This is a genomic window from Arthrobacter sp. NtRootA1, assembly GCF_019976975.1.
Lineage (GTDB): Bacteria > Actinomycetota > Actinomycetes > Actinomycetales > Micrococcaceae > Arthrobacter > Arthrobacter aromaticivorans.
Genome location: NZ_AP024630.1, coordinates 4,290,684 through 4,311,496 on the forward strand (window position 1 = coordinate 4,290,684; position 20,813 = coordinate 4,311,496).

20 protein-coding genes are annotated in these 20,813 nt (G+C 62.5%); 14 read left to right on the top strand and 6 right to left on the bottom strand.

The window, feature by feature from the left end:
• Nucleotides 1-23 precede the first annotated feature (23 nt).
• From LDN90_RS19485 to LDN90_RS24230, 3 genes are all read left to right on the top strand, one after another.
• A complete protein-coding gene (locus LDN90_RS19485) occupies nucleotides 24-2,249 on the top strand; it encodes a S9 family peptidase (protein WP_223946769.1) in 2,226 nt (741 codons plus the stop codon).
• Nucleotides 2,250-2,311: 62 nt separating this feature from the next.
• Nucleotides 2,312-2,782 (top strand): type II toxin-antitoxin system Phd/YefM family antitoxin, encoded by a 471-nt coding sequence (locus LDN90_RS19490; RefSeq protein WP_223946770.1) that lies wholly within the window; start codon nucleotides 2,312-2,314, stop codon nucleotides 2,780-2,782.
• Nucleotides 2,783-2,982: 200 nt separating this feature from the next.
• Nucleotides 2,983-3,117, top strand: coding sequence for a hypothetical protein (locus LDN90_RS24230; protein ID WP_263426269.1), 135 nt, complete (start codon nucleotides 2,983-2,985; stop codon nucleotides 3,115-3,117).
• A 20-nt stretch (nucleotides 3,118-3,137) separates the two neighbouring features.
• Here the strand turns inward: LDN90_RS24230 and LDN90_RS19495 are convergent, their stop codons facing one another.
• Nucleotides 3,138-3,776 (bottom strand): TetR/AcrR family transcriptional regulator, encoded by a 639-nt coding sequence (locus LDN90_RS19495; protein ID WP_223946771.1) that lies wholly within the window; start codon nucleotides 3,774-3,776, stop codon nucleotides 3,138-3,140.
• A gap of 51 nt (nucleotides 3,777-3,827) precedes the next feature.
• Here LDN90_RS19495 and LDN90_RS19500 point away from each other — a divergent pair, with 51 nt between their 5' ends.
• Nucleotides 3,828-4,751, top strand: coding sequence for a nuclear transport factor 2 family protein (locus LDN90_RS19500; protein ID WP_223946772.1), 924 nt, complete (start codon nucleotides 3,828-3,830; stop codon nucleotides 4,749-4,751).
• Nucleotides 4,752-4,777: 26 nt separating this feature from the next.
• Here LDN90_RS19500 and LDN90_RS19505 read toward each other — a convergent pair whose 3' ends face one another.
• Together LDN90_RS19505 and LDN90_RS19510 are read right to left on the bottom strand one after the other, a co-directional pair.
• Entirely contained in the window at nucleotides 4,778-5,581 is an 804-nt protein-coding gene (locus LDN90_RS19505; RefSeq protein WP_223946773.1) for a class I SAM-dependent methyltransferase, read from the bottom strand.
• Between the two features lie 19 nt (nucleotides 5,582-5,600).
• A complete protein-coding gene (locus LDN90_RS19510; protein WP_216926369.1) occupies nucleotides 5,601-5,984 on the bottom strand; it encodes an STAS/SEC14 domain-containing protein in 384 nt (127 codons plus the stop codon).
• Between the two features lie 239 nt (nucleotides 5,985-6,223).
• Between LDN90_RS19510 and LDN90_RS19515 the strand changes: the two genes are divergently transcribed.
• Entirely contained in the window at nucleotides 6,224-7,867 is a 1,644-nt protein-coding gene (locus LDN90_RS19515; protein WP_223946774.1) for an ATP-binding protein, read from the top strand.
• Between the two features lie 243 nt (nucleotides 7,868-8,110).
• On the opposite strand, the gene LDN90_RS19520 is transcribed toward LDN90_RS19515, so the two are convergent.
• Nucleotides 8,111-8,284 carry a hypothetical protein gene (locus LDN90_RS19520; RefSeq protein ID WP_216926367.1) on the bottom strand — a complete coding sequence of 58 codons (174 nt, stop codon included), beginning with the start codon at nucleotides 8,282-8,284 and terminating at the stop codon, nucleotides 8,111-8,113.
• A gap of 105 nt (nucleotides 8,285-8,389) precedes the next feature.
• On the opposite strand from LDN90_RS19520, the gene LDN90_RS19525 reads away from it, so the two are divergent.
• The gene (locus LDN90_RS19525) at nucleotides 8,390-9,442 is read left to right on the top strand and encodes a hypothetical protein (RefSeq protein ID WP_223946775.1); all 1,053 of its coding nucleotides are present in this window, start codon (nucleotides 8,390-8,392) and stop codon (nucleotides 9,440-9,442) included.
• Between the two features lie 2 nt (nucleotides 9,443-9,444).
• Nucleotides 9,445-11,001 carry an EAL domain-containing protein gene (locus LDN90_RS19530; RefSeq protein WP_223946776.1) on the top strand — a complete coding sequence of 519 codons (1,557 nt, stop codon included), beginning with the start codon at nucleotides 9,445-9,447 and terminating at the stop codon, nucleotides 10,999-11,001.
• A 56-nt stretch (nucleotides 11,002-11,057) separates the two neighbouring features.
• Here LDN90_RS19530 and LDN90_RS19535 read toward each other — a convergent pair whose 3' ends face one another.
• Entirely contained in the window at nucleotides 11,058-11,621 is a 564-nt protein-coding gene (locus LDN90_RS19535; protein WP_216926364.1) for a GNAT family protein, read from the bottom strand.
• A 119-nt stretch (nucleotides 11,622-11,740) separates the two neighbouring features.
• Between LDN90_RS19535 and LDN90_RS19540 the strand changes: the two genes are divergently transcribed.
• Genes LDN90_RS19540 through LDN90_RS19550 form a run of 3 tightly spaced genes read left to right on the top strand, consistent with a single transcriptional unit; the run spans nucleotide 11,741 to nucleotide 14,202 of the window.
• Nucleotides 11,741-12,208 (top strand): hotdog fold thioesterase, encoded by a 468-nt coding sequence (locus LDN90_RS19540; protein ID WP_216926363.1) that lies wholly within the window; start codon nucleotides 11,741-11,743, stop codon nucleotides 12,206-12,208.
• Between the two features lie 9 nt (nucleotides 12,209-12,217).
• The gene (paaK, locus tag LDN90_RS19545; protein ID WP_223946777.1) at nucleotides 12,218-13,546 is read left to right on the top strand and encodes a phenylacetate--CoA ligase PaaK; all 1,329 of its coding nucleotides are present in this window, start codon (nucleotides 12,218-12,220) and stop codon (nucleotides 13,544-13,546) included.
• 53 nt (nucleotides 13,547-13,599) lie between these two features.
• The gene (locus LDN90_RS19550) at nucleotides 13,600-14,202 is read left to right on the top strand and encodes a TetR/AcrR family transcriptional regulator (RefSeq protein ID WP_223946778.1); all 603 of its coding nucleotides are present in this window, start codon (nucleotides 13,600-13,602) and stop codon (nucleotides 14,200-14,202) included.
• A 244-nt stretch (nucleotides 14,203-14,446) separates the two neighbouring features.
• Here the strand turns inward: LDN90_RS19550 and LDN90_RS19555 are convergent, their stop codons facing one another.
• Nucleotides 14,447-14,854 (bottom strand): VOC family protein, encoded by a 408-nt coding sequence (locus LDN90_RS19555; RefSeq protein ID WP_216926360.1) that lies wholly within the window; start codon nucleotides 14,852-14,854, stop codon nucleotides 14,447-14,449.
• Between the two features lie 318 nt (nucleotides 14,855-15,172).
• On the opposite strand from LDN90_RS19555, the gene LDN90_RS19560 reads away from it, so the two are divergent.
• The 4 genes from LDN90_RS19560 to LDN90_RS19575 are packed head-to-tail and all read left to right on the top strand — an operon-like array spanning nucleotide 15,173 to nucleotide 20,769.
• Entirely contained in the window at nucleotides 15,173-16,528 is a 1,356-nt protein-coding gene (locus LDN90_RS19560; RefSeq protein ID WP_223946779.1) for an MFS transporter, read from the top strand.
• Nucleotides 16,529-16,564: 36 nt separating this feature from the next.
• Nucleotides 16,565-18,781, top strand: coding sequence for an arylsulfatase (locus LDN90_RS19565; RefSeq protein WP_223946780.1), 2,217 nt, complete (start codon nucleotides 16,565-16,567; stop codon nucleotides 18,779-18,781).
• 4 nt (nucleotides 18,782-18,785) lie between these two features.
• A complete protein-coding gene (locus LDN90_RS19570) occupies nucleotides 18,786-19,757 on the top strand; it encodes a nucleoside hydrolase (RefSeq protein ID WP_223946781.1) in 972 nt (323 codons plus the stop codon).
• The gene (locus LDN90_RS19575; RefSeq protein WP_223946782.1) at nucleotides 19,744-20,769 is read left to right on the top strand and encodes a LacI family DNA-binding transcriptional regulator; all 1,026 of its coding nucleotides are present in this window, start codon (nucleotides 19,744-19,746) and stop codon (nucleotides 20,767-20,769) included. The genes LDN90_RS19570 and LDN90_RS19575 overlap by 14 nt, the downstream gene beginning before the upstream one ends.
• Nucleotides 20,770-20,813: the final 44 nt, after the last annotated feature.

Genomic DNA, 20,813 nt, shown 5'->3' on the forward strand with positions numbered 1-20,813 from the left:
GACGCCGTCTATAGAGTTGCCATATGAGCCACACTTCCTCCGCGCCTGCCGCTGCCCCTGCCAACGGTTCAGCACCCCGGCCGCCTGTTGCCAAACATGTCCCCAGCCGCCGCGAACACCACGGCGATGTCTTCGTGGACAATTACGAGTGGCTCCGGGACAAGGAATCCGCAGAGGTAGTGGATCACCTCAAGGCAGAGAACGCCTATCAGGAAGCTGTGACGGCCCATCAGGAACCGCTCCGCGAAGCAATCTTCCAGGAGATCAAGGGCCGCACCCAGGAAACCGACCTGTCAGTGCCCAATCGCAAGGATGGCTGGTGGTATTACAGCCGTTCGGTGGAGGGCAAGGAATACAGCATCCACTGCCGCGTGGTGGCACAGAATACGGGTGACCCCGTAGCCGACTGGACTCCGCCGTCCGTTGAGCCGGGCGTGGAGATCCCGGGTGAGCAGGTGCTTCTGGACGGAAACGTGGAAGCCGAGGGCAAGCCGTTCTTCAGCGTCGGTGGCGCTGCCGTGACCATCGACGGCAACCTCTACGCATATGCGGTGGATAACTCCGGCGACGAACGCTTCACCCTGCGCATCAAGGACCTCCGCACGGGCGAACTACTGCCGGACGTCATCGAGAACATCTTCTATGGGGTGGCGTTCTCCCCGGACGGCACCCGCCTCTTCTACACCGTGGTGGACGATTCCTGGCGCCCTTACCAAGTCAAGGCCCATGTATTAGGCACGCCGGTTGCCGAGGATGAGGTTCTTTACCAGGAGGACGACGTCGCCATGTGGCTGGGCTTCGATCTCGCCTCGGACCGCCGGCACCTTGTGCTCAGCATCGGCTGCTCGGAGTTCAGCGAGACCCGGCTGCTCCGCTTTGACGATTACGACGCCGGTCTCAGCACAGTCATCCCTCGCGAGGAGCACATTCTTTACGAGGCCGAGCCTTTCCTCCTGGATGGCCAGGAAACCCTGCTCCTGACCCACAACAAGGACGCCATCAATTCGATGGTGAGCCTGGTTGACCCGGCCGAGCTCAACAAGCCGCTGGCAGAGCAGCACTGGCGGACCGTCGTCGAGCATTCCGACGACGTGAGGGTCAATGGCGCGGGTGTCACGTCCACGCACTTGGTGCTGTCCATCCGGAAGGACACCATCGAGCGTGTTCAGGTGCTGCCGCTCGCGGGGCTGGGCACGCCGGAGCAGCAGGCGCCGGTGGAGCCGGCCTTCGACGAAGAGCTCTACACGGCCGGTGTTTCCAGTTCCGATTACGAGGCCCCCGTGATTCGCATGGGCTACACCTCGTACTTCACACCGTCCCGCGTCTACGACTTCGTTCTGCCCACTGCCGGGAAGCCCGCGGGCCAGTTACTGCTGCGCAAGGAAAGCCCGGTCCTGGGCGGCTACTCCCCACAGGATTATGTGGCGGCCCGTGAGTGGGCAATCGCCGACGACGGCACCCGGATTCCGCTGTCCGTGCTGCGCCACGCTTCGGTACAGCAGGACGGCACGGCCGCTGGCTTGGTGTACGGCTATGGCTCGTACGAGTTGAGCATGGACCCGAGCTTCGGGGTTTCGCGGTTGTCGCTGCTGGACCGCGGGATCGTCATGGTCATTGCGCACATTCGCGGTGGCGGGGAGCTGGGCCGCCATTGGTACGAGGATGGGAAGAAGCTCACCAAGAAGAACACCTTCACCGACTTCATCGCAGCCACCGACTGGCTGGCCGGCTCGGGCTGGGTGGAACCTTCCCGGATTGCTGCCATGGGTGGTTCCGCTGGCGGCCTCCTCATGGGTGCCATTGCCAACATGGCTCCGGAAAAGTATGCGGCAGTGGTGGCGCAGGTGCCGTTCGTGGACCCACTGACCAGCATCCTGGACCCCGAGCTTCCCCTGTCGGCCCTGGAATGGGAAGAGTGGGGCAACCCGATCACCGATCCCGAGGCCTATGCCTACATGAAGTCCTACGCTCCGTACGAGAACGTGCGGAGCGTGCCCTACCCCAAGATCGCCGCCGTGACGTCCTTCAACGACACCCGCGTGCTGTATGTGGAACCGGCCAAGTGGGTGCAGGCACTGCGCTCGGCATCCACTGGCTCGGAACCGATCGTCATGAAGATTGAGATGGACGGAGGCCACGGCGGAGCGTCAGGCCGGTACGTTCAGTGGCGGGAGCGGGCTTGGGACTACGCGTTCGTCGCCGACTCCCTGGACGCCACGGAACTTCTTTCTGGGGCGGGGCTCAAGTAGCGCTCCGCTCCCTGGAGACCCTGCACATTGCAACTTCTGAACATAATCAGAATAATGGGTCTATGACCGCCATCGCGCACAGCCGCACAGCTAGCTCCTCGGACCTTTCCCGGAACCCCGCTCAGGTGTTCCGGGCAGCGGAAGAGGGGCCCGTCACGATTACGCGTCGTGACGGTGAGCCATTGACGCTGATCAGGTCCAGCACAGTGGAACGGGAACATGAGGCGCTGCGCTTGGCAGCGAGCCTCGTTGCCGCCTCCCTTGCCCCTGGCGCTTTGAGTTTCGCTGAAAGGCTCCTCGTTCCGTTCCCTTGGCTGGGATTCCTGCCGCATAGCCAGCGAGAGCAATTTGCAGCTGAAATTGTGGAAGTAGCTCGCGCCTGTGCTGCTATTTCGAGCTTTGAAAGGTTGTTCGTCGTTCTGGCTGAGTGGAGGTCAACGGCTGAGGCTGTCGCTTCCGGATACACGCCCGATGACCAGCTTGACTGGCTGGACGAGTCCGAAGCTGTCGACGATCCCCGAGCCAGCGAGTGACGCCGGGGAAGGAAGCAGTCCCTCGCCCACTGCGCCGCTCCGAACACGAAATTATCTTTGGAACGACAAACGCCCGGAAGGGCTGGATTGACGTTCTCGCTGTGCAACGAAACATCGTCGTACAGGCCTGGGAACGGCTTACTTCCGATCCGTTGGCAGATGACCCCACATGCCATGGCATGAAAGGTGATCTCGAGTTCGTGACACACAAGGGTGTGAGCCACCGCCGAAGGCAGTACGAGCTTTCACATGGCGCGAGAATCTGGTTCTACGTTGAGGCAGGGAACGTCATCCTGCTCGACGTCCACACCCACCACCCCAACGCCACGAAGTAGAACACCTGAGGGATTAGTGGCTACTCCCGGACGAGCATGCTGATCCACATCGCAGCTAGCCAGTCCGAGAACCGTTCATCGCTCCAGCCGCGCTGCCCTACGATCCGGCTCCAGAGCGTTCCGTCCATGGTCGCGAACAGCACATCGCGGCATTCCTCTTCCGCAACGCCAAGCTGCCCGGTGGCGGCCGCGGCGTGTGCGTAACGCGTCGCCACATCCAAGCGGCGGTCGGCCCATTCGGTGAGCATGGCGACGGCGTCGGGCTCGCTCGCAGCTGCTCCCGTGAGGGCTTCAAGGAGCGGGGCAATCCGCCGATTGCTCGCTGTCACGAATGCGGCGTGGCGTCGGATCCGGGCGCGCAGGTCCGGCTCGGCCAGGATGGCCTGCATCTCCGCCCTGTCATATAGGGTCACCTCTGCCTCGTCGCCGCGGAAATCGACGTACCAAACGTGCCGGAGCAGCGCAGCCTTCGTGCGAAACGCTGCGTAGACGGTTTCGACGGCGACGCCCGCCCGCTCAGCCACCTGCTTGACCGTGGTCTGCCCGTATCCCTGCGAGATAAACAGCTCGTTCGCCGCCGCGATGATGCTTCGCCGTGTCTCCGCAGCCTGCTGCTGGCGGCGGGTGGAGTCGTACGGCCTCTTGATTTTTGCGCCCATTGGATGCATTCTAACAGTATTCAAAACAGTCTCACTGTAATGGAGTTGGTCATGTCTACTGAGACCGATGTTTTCCTCGCCGAAATGGTTCCGAAGCAGCGAGCCGCGGACGGCGCAATCCACGATGGCGACGCCGGCCCGCGTCTCGCGCTGTGGTCGCAGCACGATCCGCTCACGCTCTTCGGTGCGAGCCTCAGCGGTAGCGGCCGGGCAGAGCTTGAGCCCATGTTCCACAACGTCGCCTCGTGGTTCTCGCACTCGGATTCGTTCGATCTTGAGATCATCGCAGCCGGTGCTAGCGCGGACCTCGCTTACACGGTCGGCTACGAGCACACCACCACCACTGTCGATGGCACACCGAGGAAATACAACTTGCGGGTGACCCACGTCTATCGTCGTGAAGACGGCACTTGGCGGATTGTGCATCGTCACGCGGATTTTCCGGCTGAAGAGGCCAGCGTTCCGTTGCCCTCTGGCCGGACTGGCCCCATGTTGGGCGAGCGACAGGCCATGGGAACGGAGACCGAGGCCTTCCTTTCCGAGATCCTGCCGAAGCAGCGGGACATGACGGTTGCCCTGCACAAGGGCGACGTGACAGCACGCATCGCTCTGTGGTCGCACACGGACCCCACCACCCTGTTCGGTGCGCACATCTCCGGAGTGGGCTGGACCGATCTCGAGCCCAAGTTCCGCCAGGAGGCCACCCGGTTCGCCGGCGCCACCGGGTTCGAGTTCGAGGTCGTCGCGGCCGGTACCAGCGGTAGCCTCGCCTACACCGTTGGGTTGGAGCACAGCCACGCCGTTGTTGATGGCGTTCCGGCCGACTACACGATGCGAACGACGCACGTCTACCGCCGCGAGGACGGCGCCTGGCGGATCGTTCACCGGCACTCGGATCTATTCCAGTTCAACATCCCCGGTGACCCCAGTGCCGCTCCTTGCGGCGGCGCGCGTTGCTCGCGGGAGCGTTGTTAGCGGGCGTGGTGCCCAAGCGCCCGGTGTTACCGGGCGCGGAGCAGGGCGAAGTATCCCGGAATGAGGTCTGGGTCTGAAGGGTTGCTCAGCGGCCGGGTCTCGATGCTCGTCGCGCCCTCCTCCAGAAGGTTCCAGTCCGCCGTCGGGAACGCCTTGGCGCGCTGGGCGGCGCCGAAGCGGCCCGGCATCGGCAAGCCCTTGATGGCCCACTCCAAGGGGGCAGGAATGGAGTCGCGCGTGGCACCGAGGTGGCTAACGTAATCTACGGGGGTGCCGGGAAAGTTGGTTTCTGCCAGGAACACGCTGCCGCGCGATCCGACGACGGGCAGCAGGTTTGCGGCCAGCGCTGCCCTTCCTTTGGAGTCCAGGACGTGCAGTACGCCCCGGATGAACACGTTGGCATCACCTGTCCAGCCCGCAGTTTCAAGGGCCGTCACGACAGTCCGCGCAGCGTCAGGTGCCGTCATGTCGCACACGGCGAATGACGCCGTCGTGATCTCCCCTGACTCTTGCCGTGCGCGGTCTACGGCGTTCGCGGAGTAATCGAGCCCAAGGGCGTGGGGGAAATGCTGGGCCAGCAGGCGTGTGAAGCTGCCGTTGCCACACCCCACGTCCACCACCGGGAGGGACTGATCCATCCGGGCAAATTTGGGCAGGTAACCCTCAAGTTCATGAGAGCTGCCGGAGTCCCACAACACATCCCCGGTTGCCCCGGTGGAGCGGACGTTGCCCCAATAGCGATCCCATGCTGTGAGTGGGTCCTTGGGCGCGGCCGAGGAAAGCCTGATCAGGCGAGGAATAAGCAGGTATTTCCGGAGCGCGGAGAGCATGCTCCAAATATAGGTGGCGCTACTGCTCTTTCAACCAAAGCAGGGCTTCTGTTTCGGACGTGAAGAATCTGGTGGGGCACGGCGGTTTCATGATCCCAATGAAGAAATTGGCGATGACCCTGTCCACGGGAGACGAACCCCAGAGGGCGATCCGTGAGGCCTGGCAGGGTTTGGCGAACACGGAACGGGCGCCCCTGGTGACGTCTGCCGTTGTGGCCATGTCCACAATCATCGGGTGGCGCGCCTCACCGCAGATCTCGTTGACCCGGTCCATCGCCCGTTGCGCGTCCGCCTGCTGGATCCTGGAACCGCGTGGCCACGTTAGCCGGAGGATTCCTGAGTCTTCGAGTTCCAGCTCGAACGTCACCTCTTGGTGGTCTTGCGGTGCTGCTGGCTGGCTCACTGATCTCCTTGGCGTTTCCTCGCGGACGGCAGGAGGACGAAGCCTCCCCATGGGCTTTCACCCTCTAGGCTGTCGAATCCGGCTCCGAATGTAAAGGCTCCCTTCCCTGACGCAATGCCCCGTACGGCGACGTAAATGAGCACGAATTGCCCCTGCGGGGCCGAAGCCCGCGGTGGCGCTGATAGTGTGTTGCCAAATCTGGAATTACGGTGAACGAACGTTGTAACGGAGGGGGCTCAGTGGCTAAGAACGGGGCCGATGTGCAGCACGTTTCCCGCTCCGCCGTTGTGGCGGATTCAGACGCTGGTCGTTTGGCCTTAACAACGGCTGCGCTTAACGCTGCAGGGTTCGAAGTTTTCGCCACGGCAGACGCCGCCTCGATCGCCGCGCGGCTGGAAGCCGGTAGTCCCGCTGTACTGGTGCTGGAGAACTCGCTGGCACATGGTCTTCGTAGTCCTGGCGTTCCAGTGCTACTGCTCCTCAATGCCGGCGAATCCCTGGACCTCGAAGAAGCCCAGGCGTGGGGCGTCGTGGACTATGTGATCAACCCGGTGCGTGCCGATGAACTTGTCTACCGCGTAGAAACCTTGATTGGCAGATCCCGGGAGCGTGCCCGGTCCCGGGGAGAAGTAGAAGCACTCCGCGAAAGCCTCCGGAACGTGTCATCCGCCATCCGGCAAACCAACGATCCCCAGCTCATTGCTGACCACGTGGTGAGAGGTTTCGGCGAAGCCCTCGGCGTGGACCACGTCTGGTTTGCGACCTTCCGGGACGAACGCGTTCCCTCGATCCGCGCCCAATGGAACCGCCCCGGCACGCCGATGCTCCCCGCCAGATTGGGTGACAGCGAGAAGCTGATCGTCGAGGCAGCCAACAGGCTATGGGCCGAAGCTGACGTTCTTGCTGTGACAGACCACCGAACCCAGCCGGAATCCAGGATTACCCAGGCGCTCAAGGAATGGTCCTGCGAGCTCAACCCGGTCTCGTCCGTGCTCCTACCTGTGGGCGAAGGTGGGGCAGCTTTGGGAATCATCCTTCTCACCACGGTGGAGGAACGGCACGAGTGGACCCGGCCTGAGATCGCATTGATGCAGCACGTCGCCGGCAACGTGGCGCACGGACTCATTCAGGGCCACCTCATCAGCGCCCAGCAACGCGTACTGCACCAGCTCAGGCAGTTGGACAAGGCCAAGACGGACTTCCTCGCGACGGTGAACCATGAACTCCGGACACCCCTGACCTCGATCACGGCCTACCTGGACATGATCAGGGACGGTTCGGGCGGCCCAGTTCCTGAGGGCATCAGCAAGATGCTGGACGTGATCGCCAGGAACTCCGACAGGCTCCGCCGGCTCATCGAGGACATGTTGACGGTGTCCATGCAGGACGGAAGCAACCTGGACCTCAAACCTGTGGACATTGCCAAGCTCCTCCAGGTGGTGGTGGCCACCCTGCAGCCTCTGGCAGAGTCCCGGCACGTTGCTGTGTCCTTCACCGAGGGAACCGAGGACGTCGAGGTCACCGCCGATGAAGCCAAGCTGGAACAGGTCTTCACCAACATCGTCGCCAATGCCATCAAGTTCACCCCGGCAGGTGGGCGGGTTGGCATCACGAGTTCGATGTTTGCCTCGGCAGATGGTGGCCGTGCAGCATTGGTCAAAGTGGCGGATACAGGCTTGGGCATCCCCGAACACGATCTTCCCCACATCTTCACGCGGTTCTACCGTGCCTCCAACGCCACGGCAGCTGCTGTTCCCGGAAGTGGCCTGGGGCTGGCGATCGCCCAGGACATCATCAGCCGGCATATGGGGCGGATGGTCTTCGACTCAACCTTGGGCTCCGGGACTACGGTGTCGGTCGAGTTGCCGGTAGGCGGTCCCTAGGGGCCCTGAACGGTCCCCGAAGGGCCCTTGACGCCCTCAAATTGCCAGTTGACTGCGCATTCCTTGCCACTTGACGGCCTCGTGACGCCATGAACCCTGCCATGACAGGCCGGTCAACCGTTGGCCGGAACCTGACCCGCAAAGTCACTAATCCGCGACACAGTCCGCAACAAAACTGATGCCCCGAGCAATGGCCCGAGGCATCAGTTTGAGTCATGTGGCCTTGAAAGGCGCTCCCCCAATTTAGTTCGGCCACCAACCTATGGTGGTGGTTTCCGTCTTGGTGGTAGTGCTGTTCGGCCACCAGCCGATTGCCGTGCTGTTGCTGTCCTGCGAAGGCTCGGCATTAGCCGGAGCAGCGAGCCCCGTTACTGCCAGGACTGCTGCCATGAGCAGTGTTGCCGCAAATTTCTTCATCCGCTATGCCCTTTCATACTGATGCGAATTACCGGTGTGACTTGAATAAAGTCACGAGACAAACTATACGAGCTTTTCTTCTCCAAGGACATGGATAATGGGCACATGCAGAGTCCACAATTAACCCCCCATCTTGTAGCCGGACTCAATGCGCGCACAAAATGGAAAGAACGGCACTTTGACGAGGCCTTTCGCTTAGCCGGTGAAGCTGCAGAGCTTGCAGCTGATGCCGGGGATGAAGTGGCCTGGTGGAACATGCGTTACTTGCAGGCGGAATGCCTCCGGGACCAAGGCCGGATCGATGAATACCTGGCATTGGCACTGGAACTGAACGAGCACGAGCTCACGGAGTCCTCGCCTGAGCTTGGGGCCAAAGCCGGGACCATGGTCGCCGTCGCCCTGCAGGGGCTGGGGCGTCTGGCGGAGGCTGCTGCCATGGCCGCGGACGCTGCCAAACTGGCGGCCCGGGACGCGGACCTGGTGTACGTGCAGATCCTGGCACAGCGTGCACTCATTGCCTCCCTTGCCGAAAGCCGCTTGCTGGACGATGCCTGGCGTGAGTGCTTGGAGCTCGAATCCCTACTGACGGAAGACATTGACGAAGACACCGCGGGCAAGGGCTATTGGGTGATCGGCAATGTCGCCTTCCTGGCAAACCGGGTTGAGGATGGCAGCCGGTACCACGATCTTGCGTCAGAACGGCTGTCTCCATCCAAGGACGTGGACTTGTGGGCCCGCTTCAATCGCGCCTCGGCGGAAATGCGTCTTCAGGCCCGGCTGAGTGATGCCGCCACGCTTCGCTGCATTGAGCGGGCCGAGCTCGCCACAGACATCGTGGGCGGTTCCGAGCGGGACCATTTGGAAATGTCCCTGGTCCGCGCCCACTGGAACTATCTCAACGGCGACATGCAGGAAGCCCTCACCATCCTTGAGCCCTTGTGCGCGAGGTCTTCCATCCTCGCCACCCAAACCTCCGCGGAGTCGCACTTCCTTCTGGCCAGAACCTTGCTTGCCTTGGGCCGTAGGGAAGAAGCCGTGGCGACCTTCAGCGAAACCGCAAGCCTTTTCGATCAGGCAGCGCTGCCTGATCGAAGCTCGGCCGTTCGCGAGTACCTCCGGGATATGGTTGATCAGCGAGGCGAACCGCACGGGGAGTAACCATGTCCGAGGAAAAGTCGAATGCCGCATCAGATCCACGCCTGGGGTGGCTGCTTGATGGCATCGTCAGGCTTGCCGCGGGAGACCTGAACACCAGGATTGAAATTTCTGATGCCCGCGACGAGATCGACGCCGTGATCATGGGTACCAACCTCCTTGCCGAGGACCTCCAGATTGTCTATGAAGAGCTGGAGCAGCGGGTGGCAGCCCGCACCCGGCAGCTGCACGAGGCCCACCGCGAAATGCAGCATATGGCCATGACCGATCCCCTCACAGGCCTTCACAACCGCTCCGCCTTCGCCGCCGCGCTAGCCGAATCCCTCGACCGGGACCCCAATGGCAACCAACGGCCAGGCATCCTGCTGATGGACATGAACGGCTTCAAGGGCGTCAATGACTCCCTTGGCCACAGCATCGGAGACAAAGTGCTGGAAACGGTGGCAGCCCGCATCAGCGCTGCCGTCCGCGAGGAGGACATGGTGGCCCGCATGGGCGGCGACGAATTCGCGGTCCTGCTGCAGGACGTTACCCCGGCCAAGGCGGCTTCCATCGGTAATCGGATCCTCGCTGCCATGGACGATCCGATGGAGATCGACGGCCAGCACGTACGATGCGGCGCCAGCATGGGCCTTCGGATGGCAGATCCCGGCAAGAGCGCCGAGGAACTGATGATGGAAGCGGACATCGCCATGTATGAATCCAAGGCGGATGGGCGCGGAAAACTGAAGGTTTTTGACGCGGACATGCTCCTTGCCCGGCAACTGCGCAACCAACTCGTGGGTGAGCTCAAGGAAGCGATCGCCGGTTCGCAGCTGGTGCTCTACTACCAGCCAATCATCCGCTTGGACACCCGGGGAATTGAAGGCGTCGAGGCCCTGGTCCGTTGGAACCACCCCACTCGCGGCATGATCATGCCCGATGAATTCATCCCCATTGCCGAGGAAACGGGGATGATTTCCGATCTCGGCGGTTGGGTGCTGCGCACCGCCGTCGAGCAGTTGCAGCGGTGGCGCAGCGACCCCCTGACGGGGCGCCACGACTTCAACATGCGCATCAACGTGTCCGCCGCAGACCTCCAGCGGCTGGAGTTCGTGGAGGACGTCCGCGAAGCCCTGACCTCGGCCGGGCTGGACCCCTCGCTGCTGGTTCTGGAGCTGACAGAAAGCGCTGTCATTCAAGGCAACGACCTTGACCGCTACACGCTGAACAGCCTCCGACGGCTGGGCATCGAGATGGAGATCGACGACTTCGGCACCGGCTACTCCTCCATTGACTACCTCCGCCGCTTGCCCGTGCACGCCGTCAAGGTGGACCGAACGCTCCTCTCGGCACTCGGTAGCGACCCCGCGCAGCCCGCCCTCCTCGCGGCAGTCCTGCAACTCATTCGTGCATGCGGCCTCGGTGCTGTGTGGGAGGGGATCGAAACCGCCGAGCAGGCAGACTTCCTGCTCAGCATCGGGTGCACCAGCGGGCAGGGCTACTACTTCAGCCGGCCGTTACCGGAAGCACAACTTACCGAACAGCTGAAGCACCACAAGACCTGGCCGATCCAGGATTAACGCACGACGGCGGTGGGCTGGCTTGGGTCTGCGGCCTGGTGGCTGTTTCGGCCGTGTCAGGCGCCCTTTTGGCGCGCCCGCCATTCGGAGTCGAGGATCGCATAAATGTTCTCGGTGGCCCACTGGCCTTTGTAGTGCCAGTTGTCCACAAGCGTGGCCTCCAGCCGCATCCCCAAGCGTTTGCATATTCCGGCGGACCCCGTATTTAGCGCGTCGAGTTTCGCGTCTATGCGGTGGAAGTTCAACTGGCCGAAAGCCAACTTCATGACGGCCTCCGCCGCCTCCGTGGCGATTCCCTGCCCCCTGCCCTCGGGGTGGAGGATCCAGCCAAGCTCAGCCTGGCCTGTTCCCTCCAGCCATTTCAGCACGATCTCGCCCATGAGTCCCGGGCGGTCCTGGCGTTCGATGGCGAGGCAGGCCCAGTCGCCTTCATGCATGAACTTTGCATTCGCGTAGCGGCCCAGGACCTCCATGGATTGCGTCTTGCTCAGTTCGTTTCGGAACAGGTACCGGGCGGTTTCCGGCAGCGACTGATAGGCGTGGAACCGCTCAAGGTCCTCGGCCTCGAAACGCCGCAGAATGAGTCGTTCGGTCGTGATCGGAAGCTCAATTTCGGGCATGTCTACGAGGCTACTAGCCTCGACCAAATCCTCGCCCCGAGCTTGTCCAGTCTTGACAGTTGGGCCGATCTGGGATTACCTAATGAACATTCGGTAAATAAAGCTGGAGGCAATGACGCATGGTTGAAACAACCCTCTCCGGTGCAACGCACCACATCCTGACGAACGACTACGCGTCTGAATGGATGGGCATTGAGGTCCTCAAGATCGACGACGGCCATGCCACCATCCGCATGCACCTCCGCCAGGAAATGCTCAATGGATTCGGGATGGCCCATGGCGGAATGATCTTCGCCTTCGCGGACACAGCCTTCGCATTGGCCTGCAACCCGGCCAACCCCACGCCAAAGCAAGCCGCCAACATCACGGTGGCGTCCGGCGTCGACATCAACTTCATCAAGCCCGCGTTCGAAGGCCAGGTGATTACCGCCGTCGCAAACCGTCGCGCGAGTACCGGCCGCAGCGGCCTCTACGACATCCAGATCTACGCGGCTTCACCCGGCGCCGCGGGCGCCACCCCCGATCAAGATCCCGGAGAACTCATTGCAGAGTTCCGGGGCCGCAGCCGCACCATCTCCAAGAAGTAGGAACTCCAGATGACCCAGAACACCGTCGCCGCGCCCGCCTCCCCCATCTTGGACCGCGAAGAAACGATGTCCCGCGACGAGCTTGAAGCACTTCAGCTCAGCCGCCTACAGCACACGGTGGCCTACGCCTACGATCGCGTGCCGCTGTACAAGCGCAAGTTCGATGAAGCCGGCGTGCACCCGACCGACCTCCGCGAGCTGAGCGACCTCGGCAAGTTCCCGTACACCACTAAAGAAGACCTCCGCCTGGAGTACCCGTTTGGCATGTTCGCCGTCCCGCAGGACCAGGTGGCGCGCATCCACGCGAGCTCCGGCACCACCGGACGCCCCACCGTGGTGGGCTACACCAAAAACGACCTCGCCAACTGGGCAACCCTGATGGCCCGTTCCCTGCGCGCCTCCGGCGTCCGTCCAGGCATGAAGGTCCACAATGCCTACGGTTACGGCCTCTTCACCGGCGGCCTCGGGGCACACGCTGGAGCTGAAGCGCTCGGTTGCACGGTCATCCCGATGTCCGGCGGCCAGACCGAACGCCAGATCCAGCTCATCCAGGACTTCAAGCCTGACGCCATCCTGGCCACGCCCACCTACTTGCTGACCATTGCCGACGCGATGGCGCACCAGGGCATCGACCCCACCTCCACCTCACTCAAATTCGCCGTGCTAGGCGCCGAGCCGTGGACCGAAGAGATGCGCCACGAACTCGAAACCACCATGAACATCAAGGCCTCGGACATTTACGGACTCTCCGAAGTCATGGGCCCGGGAGTGGCTGGCGAAGCTGTTGAAACGCAAGACGGTTGCCACATCTGGGAGGACCATTTCCGGCCCGAAATCATCGATCCGTTCGATCACTCCACGGTCCTGGGCGATGGCGAACCCGGCGAACTGGTCTTCACGTCCCTCACAAAAGAAGCGCTGCCGATCATCCGCTACCGCACCAAGGACCTCACACGCCTGCTCCCCGGAACCGCCCGCCCGGCCCACCGTCGGATGGGCCGCATCACCGGCCGCAGCGACGACATGATCATCCTGCGCGGCGTGAACCTCTTCCCCTCCCAGATCGAGGAAATCGCCCTGCGCATCCCCGAGCTCAGCCCGCACTTCCAGCTCGAAATCACCCGCCCCGAAGGCAAGCGCATGGATTCGCTAACTGTGAAAATCGAGCGGCGCGAAAACGTCCCCGCAGAGACAAGCACGACGGCGGCCCGCACCTTGCGCGAACAGATCAAGATTCACGTGGGGTCTTCTTGCGTAGTTGAAGTTGTAGACCCCGGTTCCCTTGAGCGTTCCAACGGGAAGCTCCGCCGGATCTACGACCTGCGGCCAAAGGGCTGACATGCAGCGTCGCTGAACGGCAGCCCGTCTAGAGATCGTGAGAAAATGCCACCATGCCTACTGAGACAACCACCAAGCGCGGACGGCCCGGTTACGACCAGCAGTCGGTGCTCCGCATCGCCGTCGACGTCTTCAACCGCCACGGGTACGATGCAACGTCCATGGGCATCCTGGCCGAGAACCTCGGAATCTCCAAGTCAGCCATCTACCACCACGTGCCGTCCAAGGGCGATCTGCTGAAGCTCGCCCTGGACCACGCCCTGGGCGGTTTGGAGGCCATCCTGGACGAGCCGGCCGCAACTTCCGGGCCGGCCGATGCGAGACTCGAGTTCGTGCTCCGGCAGACCATCGCGGTGCTGGTGGACAGGCTGCCGTTCGTCACCTTGCTGCTGCGCTTGCGGGGAAATACCGAGATCGAACGCGATGCCCTTGAACGCCGGCGCGCCTTCGACCACAAAGTTGCTGCGCTCATAGCCGCTGCCCGGCAAGACGGCTCCCTGCGACAGGACATCGATCCCCGCACGGTCACCCGGCTTTTGTTCGGCACGATCAACTCGATCGTGGAGTGGTACAAGCCGGGCGGCTCACTCTCCCCCGAGAAACTAGCCGACGACGTCATCAGCATGGCATTCGAGGGCCTCCACACCGCCGCCTGACGCTCTCTCACATCCCGACGTCTTTTCCCGGTTCCTCTCTCACATCCCGACGCCTTTTCCCGGTTCTTCTCTCACATCCCGACGTCTTTTCCCGGTTCCTCTCTCACATCCCGCGGGTCTTTTCCCGGTTCCTCTCGCACGTCCCGACGTCTTTTCCCGGTTCTTCTCTCACATCCAAGCCCATAAACGCGAAACGCTTCCCCGCCCAATGCGGGAAAGCGTTTCGCGTTTGTTGACTTGACGTTCAGAGCTGGTATTCGGCCTGCTGGCCAAGAGTTTCATGGATGCAGAGCACGTTGTTCTCGGTATCCATGAACCAGGCACACTTTTCGGCGTCCGTGGTGCAGATATGGTTCTCCGTTTTGATGTCGGCTTCGTCGTAGTCCTGGAAAACTACGCCTTTTCCTTCCATCTCCTGAACCAGACGCTCGATGTCGTGTACCTCGAAACTGAGGGCGGTGTGACCGGAGTGCTTACCGTCCGTAACTGGCAACAACTGCAGCATGGGACCGCCGTCGTAGCCGAACAAATCATTTCCATCCCAGGTTCTGCCGCGGTGCGGCAAGCCGAGCTTCTCCGCATAGAACATGCGGGCACGGCTCATGTCATCGACGGGCAGGACAGTAGTGGCTGTGTTGAGGGCTAGATGCATTTGGGCCACCTCCTACGCAGAAAATTTTACGCCTGGAAGGACCCCTGGGACCTTACAGAACCGGGATGTGAGAGAGGAACCGCCAAAACGCGTCGGGATGTGAGAGAAGAAGCGCCGGAACACGTCGGGATGTGAGAGAGGAACCGGGAAAAACCCGCAGGATGTGAGAGAGGACCGGTTTTAAGCCTCACGCACACCCCTTGACACGCGTGACGGGCGTCACCTATCTTTATGAGATCGATCCCATCCATACATTGCTTTCGTTGGGGACATGAATGAGATCGATCCCAAAGATACTGTTAATCGACGAGGACTAACATGAACGCCCCACATTCGAAGCACCCGTCCACGGCTCCACGCAAGACATCGCCATGGACCGCCGCCACCGCCAGCACTATCGGTTCGGTGCTGGAGTACTACGACTTTTTCGTCTACGGCCCTATGGCTGCGCTCGTCTTCGGAGCAGTCTTCTTCCCCAGTGGCGATCCCGGCCTTGCCTCAGTCCTCTCACTGAGCACGTTCGCCGTCGGATTCGTTGCAAGGCCGCTTGGCGGCATCGTCATCGGCCACCTGGGCGATCGCGTTGGTCGTAAGAAGATGCTCCTCTTCACCTTCTTCCTCACGGGCCTGGTTACTGTAGGCATCGGGTTCCTGCCCACTTACGCGCAAGTGGGCGTTTGGGCACCGATCATGCTGGTCTCGCTCCGTTTCCTCCAAGGAATTGGCCTCGGCGGTGAGTGGGGCGGTGCAGCACTGCTCGCCGTCGAGCATGCACCCGAAGCCAAGCGCGGCTTCTTTGGCAGCCTCGTCCAGGCGGGTGCTCCCATTGGCGTCATTCTCTCCAGCGGCGTCGTAGCCATCCTCACGGGCACACTATCCCGGGCAGACCTGCTCGCCTGGGGCTGGCGCATCCCGTTCCTGCTGAGCGTCGTTCTGGTGATTTTTGGACTCATCCTGCGTCTGAAGATCACGGAGACCCCGGACTTTGAGAAGACCGTGGCGGTTCCCGCCGCCAAGGAAAAGCTGCCACTGATTGTGGCGCTGCGCCGGTATCCCAAGCAGATCCTCGCCATGATCGGCGTGCACGTCAGCGATACAACACTCGGCTTCATGCAGGGCGTCTTCATCATCGGTTTCGCCACAACTACCCTGGGCATCAGTCCCACCGTGGCCTTGATGGCCAACATTGCGTCCTCCATTACCAATCTGATCATCACGCCAATTTCAGGCATCATTTCCGACCGTTTCGGCCCACGACGGGTCCTGGTCACCGCCACCGCGGCCTTGGCACTCTGGGCCTTCCCCATGTTCTGGCTCATGGAGACCAAGAGCGTCCTGGCACTGTTCCTGGTGATGTCCGCCAACGGCCTGATCGTTGGAATGCTCTTTAGCCAGCAGGCCACGCTCTTTGCCGCGGTGCTGGATCCGAAGGTCCGCTACACGGGCATGTCCATTGGATTCCAGGTAGCCACTGTGATCGGCGGCGGCTTTGGTCCGCTGATCGCCCAAGCCCTCCAGAACAACGCTGGCGGCGCCACCTGGAGCATCTCCGGATATCTCATGCTCGTGGCGCTGATCGCCCTCGGTTGTGCGCTGTACCTGACATCCCGCAAGACCCGGCTGGCCAACGTTTCCCAGCCGTCCCCCGAGTCCGTGGCTGCTTCCCAGCTCTAAAGCAATCTCGTCCCGAAACAGAACGGAACCGCAGTAATGCAGCACGAATTTCTCGGCCGCATCGGCACCACAGTTGCCGAATCCGAGGCTTGGTGGCCCGAGCAGCACGGAGCCAACAGCTCACAACCCAACATTCTCATGGTCATCCTTGATGACACGGGATGGTCCGATTTTGGCTGCTTCGGCTCGGAAATCAACACTCCCGCAATCGATGGACTGGCCGGGCAGGGACTCAGGTACACCAATTTCCACGTCACGCCGCTGTGCTCTCCCACAAGGGCCAGCCTGCTCACGGGCCGCAACAACCACTCCGTGGGCATGCGCTTCCTGGCCGATGCGGATACCGGCTTCCCCAACTCCCGTGGCTGCGTTCGTCCCGACGTGCCGATGCTCCCGGAGCTCCTCCGAAGCAACGGCTACGGCACCTTCCTTGCCGGCAAGTGGCACTTGGCGCCCCTGAACGAGCTCACCCCCGCCGGCCCTTTCCACAACTGGCCCCTGAGCCGCGGGTTCGACCGCTTCTACGGGTTCCTCGACGGCTGCACTGACCAATACTCCCCCGAACTGATTGCCGACAACCACAGCATCCAGCCGCCCGACCGGGACGGTTACCACCTCAGCGAGGACCTGGCCGAGCAATCAATCCGCTTCCTCAAGGACCACACCACCTACCGGCCACACGCTCCCTTCTACCTGCAGCTCGCGCTGGGGGCCACACACGCTCCTTTCCAGGCGCCCAAGGAGTACATCGAAAAGTACATCGACGTCTTCACCAAAGGCTGGGACGCCACCCGCAGCGATCGGCTGAAGCGGCAAGTGGAACTGGGCGTGGTGCCGGACGGTACAGCGCTGACGGAACGCTTGGCAGAGGTCCGGGCATGGGAGGACTTGGACAGCACCGAACAGGACGTCTTCACCCACCTACAGGCGGCTTTCGCTGGCTTCCTGGAGCACGCTGATGCCCAGATTGGGCGCGTTGTTGAGGCGCTGAAGGCCATGGACCTTTACCAGAACACCATCGTCCTGGTGATGTCGGACAACGGAGCTTCCCGCGAAGGCGGCCCCACAGGCGACGTCGATTGCAACGCGCCGTACTCGGGTGTCCGCAGGCCCGCCGTCGAGCAAGTCAGCTTGCTGCCGAAGCTCGGCGGTCCCCTGGGGGGCGCCCACTATCCCGAGGGTTGGGCCATGGCTGGCAACACGCCGTTCCGCCGCTACAAGCAGTTCGTTGACCTTGGCGGCGTGCGTTCGCCGCTGGTCGTTTCCTGGCCCGCGGGGATCAAGAAGGCCGGAGAAGTCAGAGGCCAGTTCCTGCACGCCATTGACATCATGCCCACCTTGCTGGAGGCCGCGGGCATAGAAACGGATACAACGTTCGACGGCGGATCGGCAGTTGCGACGTTCGTCGACGCCAAGGCGAAGGAACCCCGCGAAACGCAATTCTGGGAGATGCTCGGCCACCGGGCCATCCGCCAAGGCAACTGGAAAGCCGTCACAGCCCACGTTCATGGCGAGGACTACAGCCGGGACGACTGGCGCCTGTACAACACCCGGGAAGACTTCGCCGAGGCGCACGACCTCGCAGCCACTGAACCGGAACAGCTGCAGGCCTTGCAGGAACTGTGGTGGCAGCAAGCCGAGCGGGTGGGGGCCTTCCCCTTGGATGACCGTACCTTGGTGGAACTGCTCACCGCCCGGGGTCCCGCTGGCTTGGTCAATCGCAAGGAGATCGTCTTCCGGCCGGGGCAGAGCCACATTCCCTTGGCCAGCGCGATCACAGGCAGCGACCGCGCCCTTCAGTTCACCATCCACCTGGACGACTTCAGCCCGGGCATGGAGGGAGTCCTGGTTTCCAGCGGCAACCAGCAAGGCGGCTACGTGCTCTACGTTCGCAACGATGTCCTGATCTTCGAGCACCATGCTTTGGGCGTCCGGGATGTGGTGAAGTCGGACACTGTGTTGCCCACCGGACCGCAGACCGTGGGCCTACGCCTCACTCCAGGGGACGACAAAGCCGCGCTGGCGGAGCTGCTTCACGAGGACGAGGTGGTTGCTGCTACAACCATCAGCGCCACATCCAGCCACCTGTCATTCTGGGGAATGGACATCGGCTCAGACCCGGTCAGTACGGTTTCCGCGGAGTACGAGGCACCGTTCGCCTTCCCCGAGGCAGCGATGGACCGCGTAGTGTTGCGGTTCAGGGACACCCCGGACCTCGAGGACCTCGCCGAACTCATTGAATCCACGGAGTAGAAATATGGGACAACTGATTCTTGATGTGGACACCGGAGTGGACGACGCCCTTGCCCTGATGCTGGCCGCTCGTCACCCGGGCTGGAACCTCCGGGCCGTCACCTGCGTGGCGGGTAACACCAGCCTGGAAGGCGTAGTCCGCAACACCCTGACGGTCCTCGAAGCCGTCGGCGCAACCAGTGTTCCAGTGGCAGCAGGGGCCGCCAGGCCCCTGCTCGAAGAAACCCGCGACGCCGGCCACGTCCATGGTGGGGACGGGCTGGCCGATCTTGGCTGGGTACCGTCGGCCAGAAAGCCCGAGGCGATTCACGCCGTCGAGCTTTTACGCCGCGAGATTCTGGCGAGTCCTGAGCCTGTTGTCTTGGTGCCGTTGGCCCCGATGACGAACATCGCGCTGTTGCTGCGGACGTACCCCGAAGTCGCGGCGAACATCGGGCAGATCGTTTTCATGGGCGGTTCAGCGGCCGTGGGCAATGCCTCGCCGGTAGCCGAGTTCAACGTGTGGCACGATCCCGAGGCTGCCCAGATCGTGATCAGCAGCGGCCTGCCGATCACCATGTACGGACTGGACGTGTTCTATTCCGTGGCGATCGAGGCACTTGACATTGAGCTGCTGAGGGAATCGGACGACGCCGGATGCCGCCTGAGCGGTCACCTTCTGACCCATCTGGCGAAGGTCAATGCGGATGACTTCCGGCTGACCTCGCCCGGGTCGGCGGGCATCGGCGACGCTGGTGCTGTGTGCGCTGTGATTGATCCTGAAGGATTGGTGACCCATCGCCACCGGGTTGAGGTCAGCCTTTCAAACCCTCTGACCCGGGGGCAGACCGTGGTGGACCGCAGGACGAAGGCCTCGGAGGCAACGCTCGCGCACGGCTACCTCAGCCGGGACAGCATTGACGTCGCTCTCGGTGTTGACGGACGTCGCTACGCGTCGCTGTTTCTCGATACCATCAGATCCCATGACGGTAAGTAGCGCGGCGCCAGCAACCATGCTCGATGTGGCGCGGGCGGCCGGCGTCTCCCGCGCTACAGTTTCGCGTGTTTTTACAGCGCCATCTTCTGTTGCAGAGGAGACGCGCACCAAGGTGATGGACGCCGTCGCGCAGCTGAACTATGTGCTGAACAGCGCGGCCCGCAGCCTACGCAGCGGTCGTTCCAACACCATCGCGCTGTTGGTGGGCGACATCGCCCAGCCCTTCCACAGCCAGCTCGCCAAGGCTGTTGCCCACGCCGCTGAAGGGCGCGGATACAGCGTCCTTCTCTGCGACCTGGACCACAGCATCACCCGTCTGGAGCGGCTTCTCGAATCCCTGCCTCTGCAGGGTGTTGACGGGGTCATTCTGGCAACGGGTGACGACATCGATACCGACGCCGTGCGGGCTGCGATCCGCGAAGCCGAGGAGCGCGATACGAAGGTCCTGCTCGGCACTCCCCAGCTGGCCGGGATCGCGACACTGGTCATGACCACGGATTACGAATCCGTGGCCTATCAAGCCACCAAGCACCTGCTGGACCAGGAACGATGGCCGGTTGCCCTGCTGGGCGGGGGTGCGTCGTCGGTCCTTTCTCCGCTCCTGAAGCAGGGCTATCTGCGGGCCTGTTCAGAGGCCGGGCGCTCAGAGGCCGACGCCATACTCGCCGTGACGGAGTACAGCACGGACGCCGCCCGCGCTGCGACACAGGGCTTGCTCTCCGGCCCCGTCCGCCCGGAAGGCATTGTGGCCTCCAGCGTATCCGTAGCTTTGGGGGCAATGTCCGCACTGGCCGACGCCGGCTTGGGAACCCCGGGGCAAATCGGTCTGGTGGCCTGCGAAGAAGTCCTGCTGGCTGAGCAATTGCGGCCCAGGCTGACGACTGTGGGCACCAAACTCGACCTTCAGGGCGCTGCAATGGCGGACGCGTTGATCGATGCCATCCAGGGCAATTCCGCCGAGAGCCGTGATTGGGTGCCCCAGTTGAATCTCCGGGAATCCAGCGCCCGCTAAACAGCAACGCGGGGTCACTTACGGCCCATGTTTGCTGTGAACAT

Excerpts from the sequence above, each read along its gene's own strand:
- LDN90_RS19485 (WP_223946769.1), top strand. The coding sequence starts at position 24 with ATGAGCCACACTTCCTCCGCGCCTGCCGCTGCCCCTGCCAACGGTTCA.
- LDN90_RS19490 (WP_223946770.1), top strand. The coding sequence starts at position 2,312 with ATGACCGCCATCGCGCACAGCCGCACAGCTAGCTCCTCGGACCTTTCC.
- LDN90_RS19495 (WP_223946771.1), bottom strand. The coding sequence starts at position 3,776 with ATGGGCGCAAAAATCAAGAGGCCGTACGACTCCACCCGCCGCCAGCAG.
- LDN90_RS19500 (WP_223946772.1), top strand. The coding sequence starts at position 3,828 with ATGTCTACTGAGACCGATGTTTTCCTCGCCGAAATGGTTCCGAAGCAG.
- LDN90_RS19505 (WP_223946773.1), bottom strand. The coding sequence starts at position 5,581 with ATGCTCTCCGCGCTCCGGAAATACCTGCTTATTCCTCGCCTGATCAGG.
- LDN90_RS19520 (WP_216926367.1), bottom strand. The coding sequence starts at position 8,284 with ATGAAGAAATTTGCGGCAACACTGCTCATGGCAGCAGTCCTGGCAGTA.
- LDN90_RS19525 (WP_223946775.1), top strand. The coding sequence starts at position 8,390 with ATGCAGAGTCCACAATTAACCCCCCATCTTGTAGCCGGACTCAATGCG.
- LDN90_RS19530 (WP_223946776.1), top strand. The coding sequence starts at position 9,445 with ATGTCCGAGGAAAAGTCGAATGCCGCATCAGATCCACGCCTGGGGTGG.
- LDN90_RS19535 (WP_216926364.1), bottom strand. The coding sequence starts at position 11,621 with ATGCCCGAAATTGAGCTTCCGATCACGACCGAACGACTCATTCTGCGG.
- LDN90_RS19540 (WP_216926363.1), top strand. The coding sequence starts at position 11,741 with ATGGTTGAAACAACCCTCTCCGGTGCAACGCACCACATCCTGACGAAC.
- paaK (WP_223946777.1), top strand. The coding sequence starts at position 12,218 with ATGACCCAGAACACCGTCGCCGCGCCCGCCTCCCCCATCTTGGACCGC.
- LDN90_RS19550 (WP_223946778.1), top strand. The coding sequence starts at position 13,600 with ATGCCTACTGAGACAACCACCAAGCGCGGACGGCCCGGTTACGACCAG.
- LDN90_RS19555 (WP_216926360.1), bottom strand. The coding sequence starts at position 14,854 with ATGCATCTAGCCCTCAACACAGCCACTACTGTCCTGCCCGTCGATGAC.
- LDN90_RS19560 (WP_223946779.1), top strand. The coding sequence starts at position 15,173 with ATGAACGCCCCACATTCGAAGCACCCGTCCACGGCTCCACGCAAGACA.
- LDN90_RS19565 (WP_223946780.1), top strand. The coding sequence starts at position 16,565 with ATGCAGCACGAATTTCTCGGCCGCATCGGCACCACAGTTGCCGAATCC.
- LDN90_RS19570 (WP_223946781.1), top strand. The coding sequence starts at position 18,786 with ATGGGACAACTGATTCTTGATGTGGACACCGGAGTGGACGACGCCCTT.
- LDN90_RS19575 (WP_223946782.1), top strand. The coding sequence starts at position 19,744 with ATGACGGTAAGTAGCGCGGCGCCAGCAACCATGCTCGATGTGGCGCGG.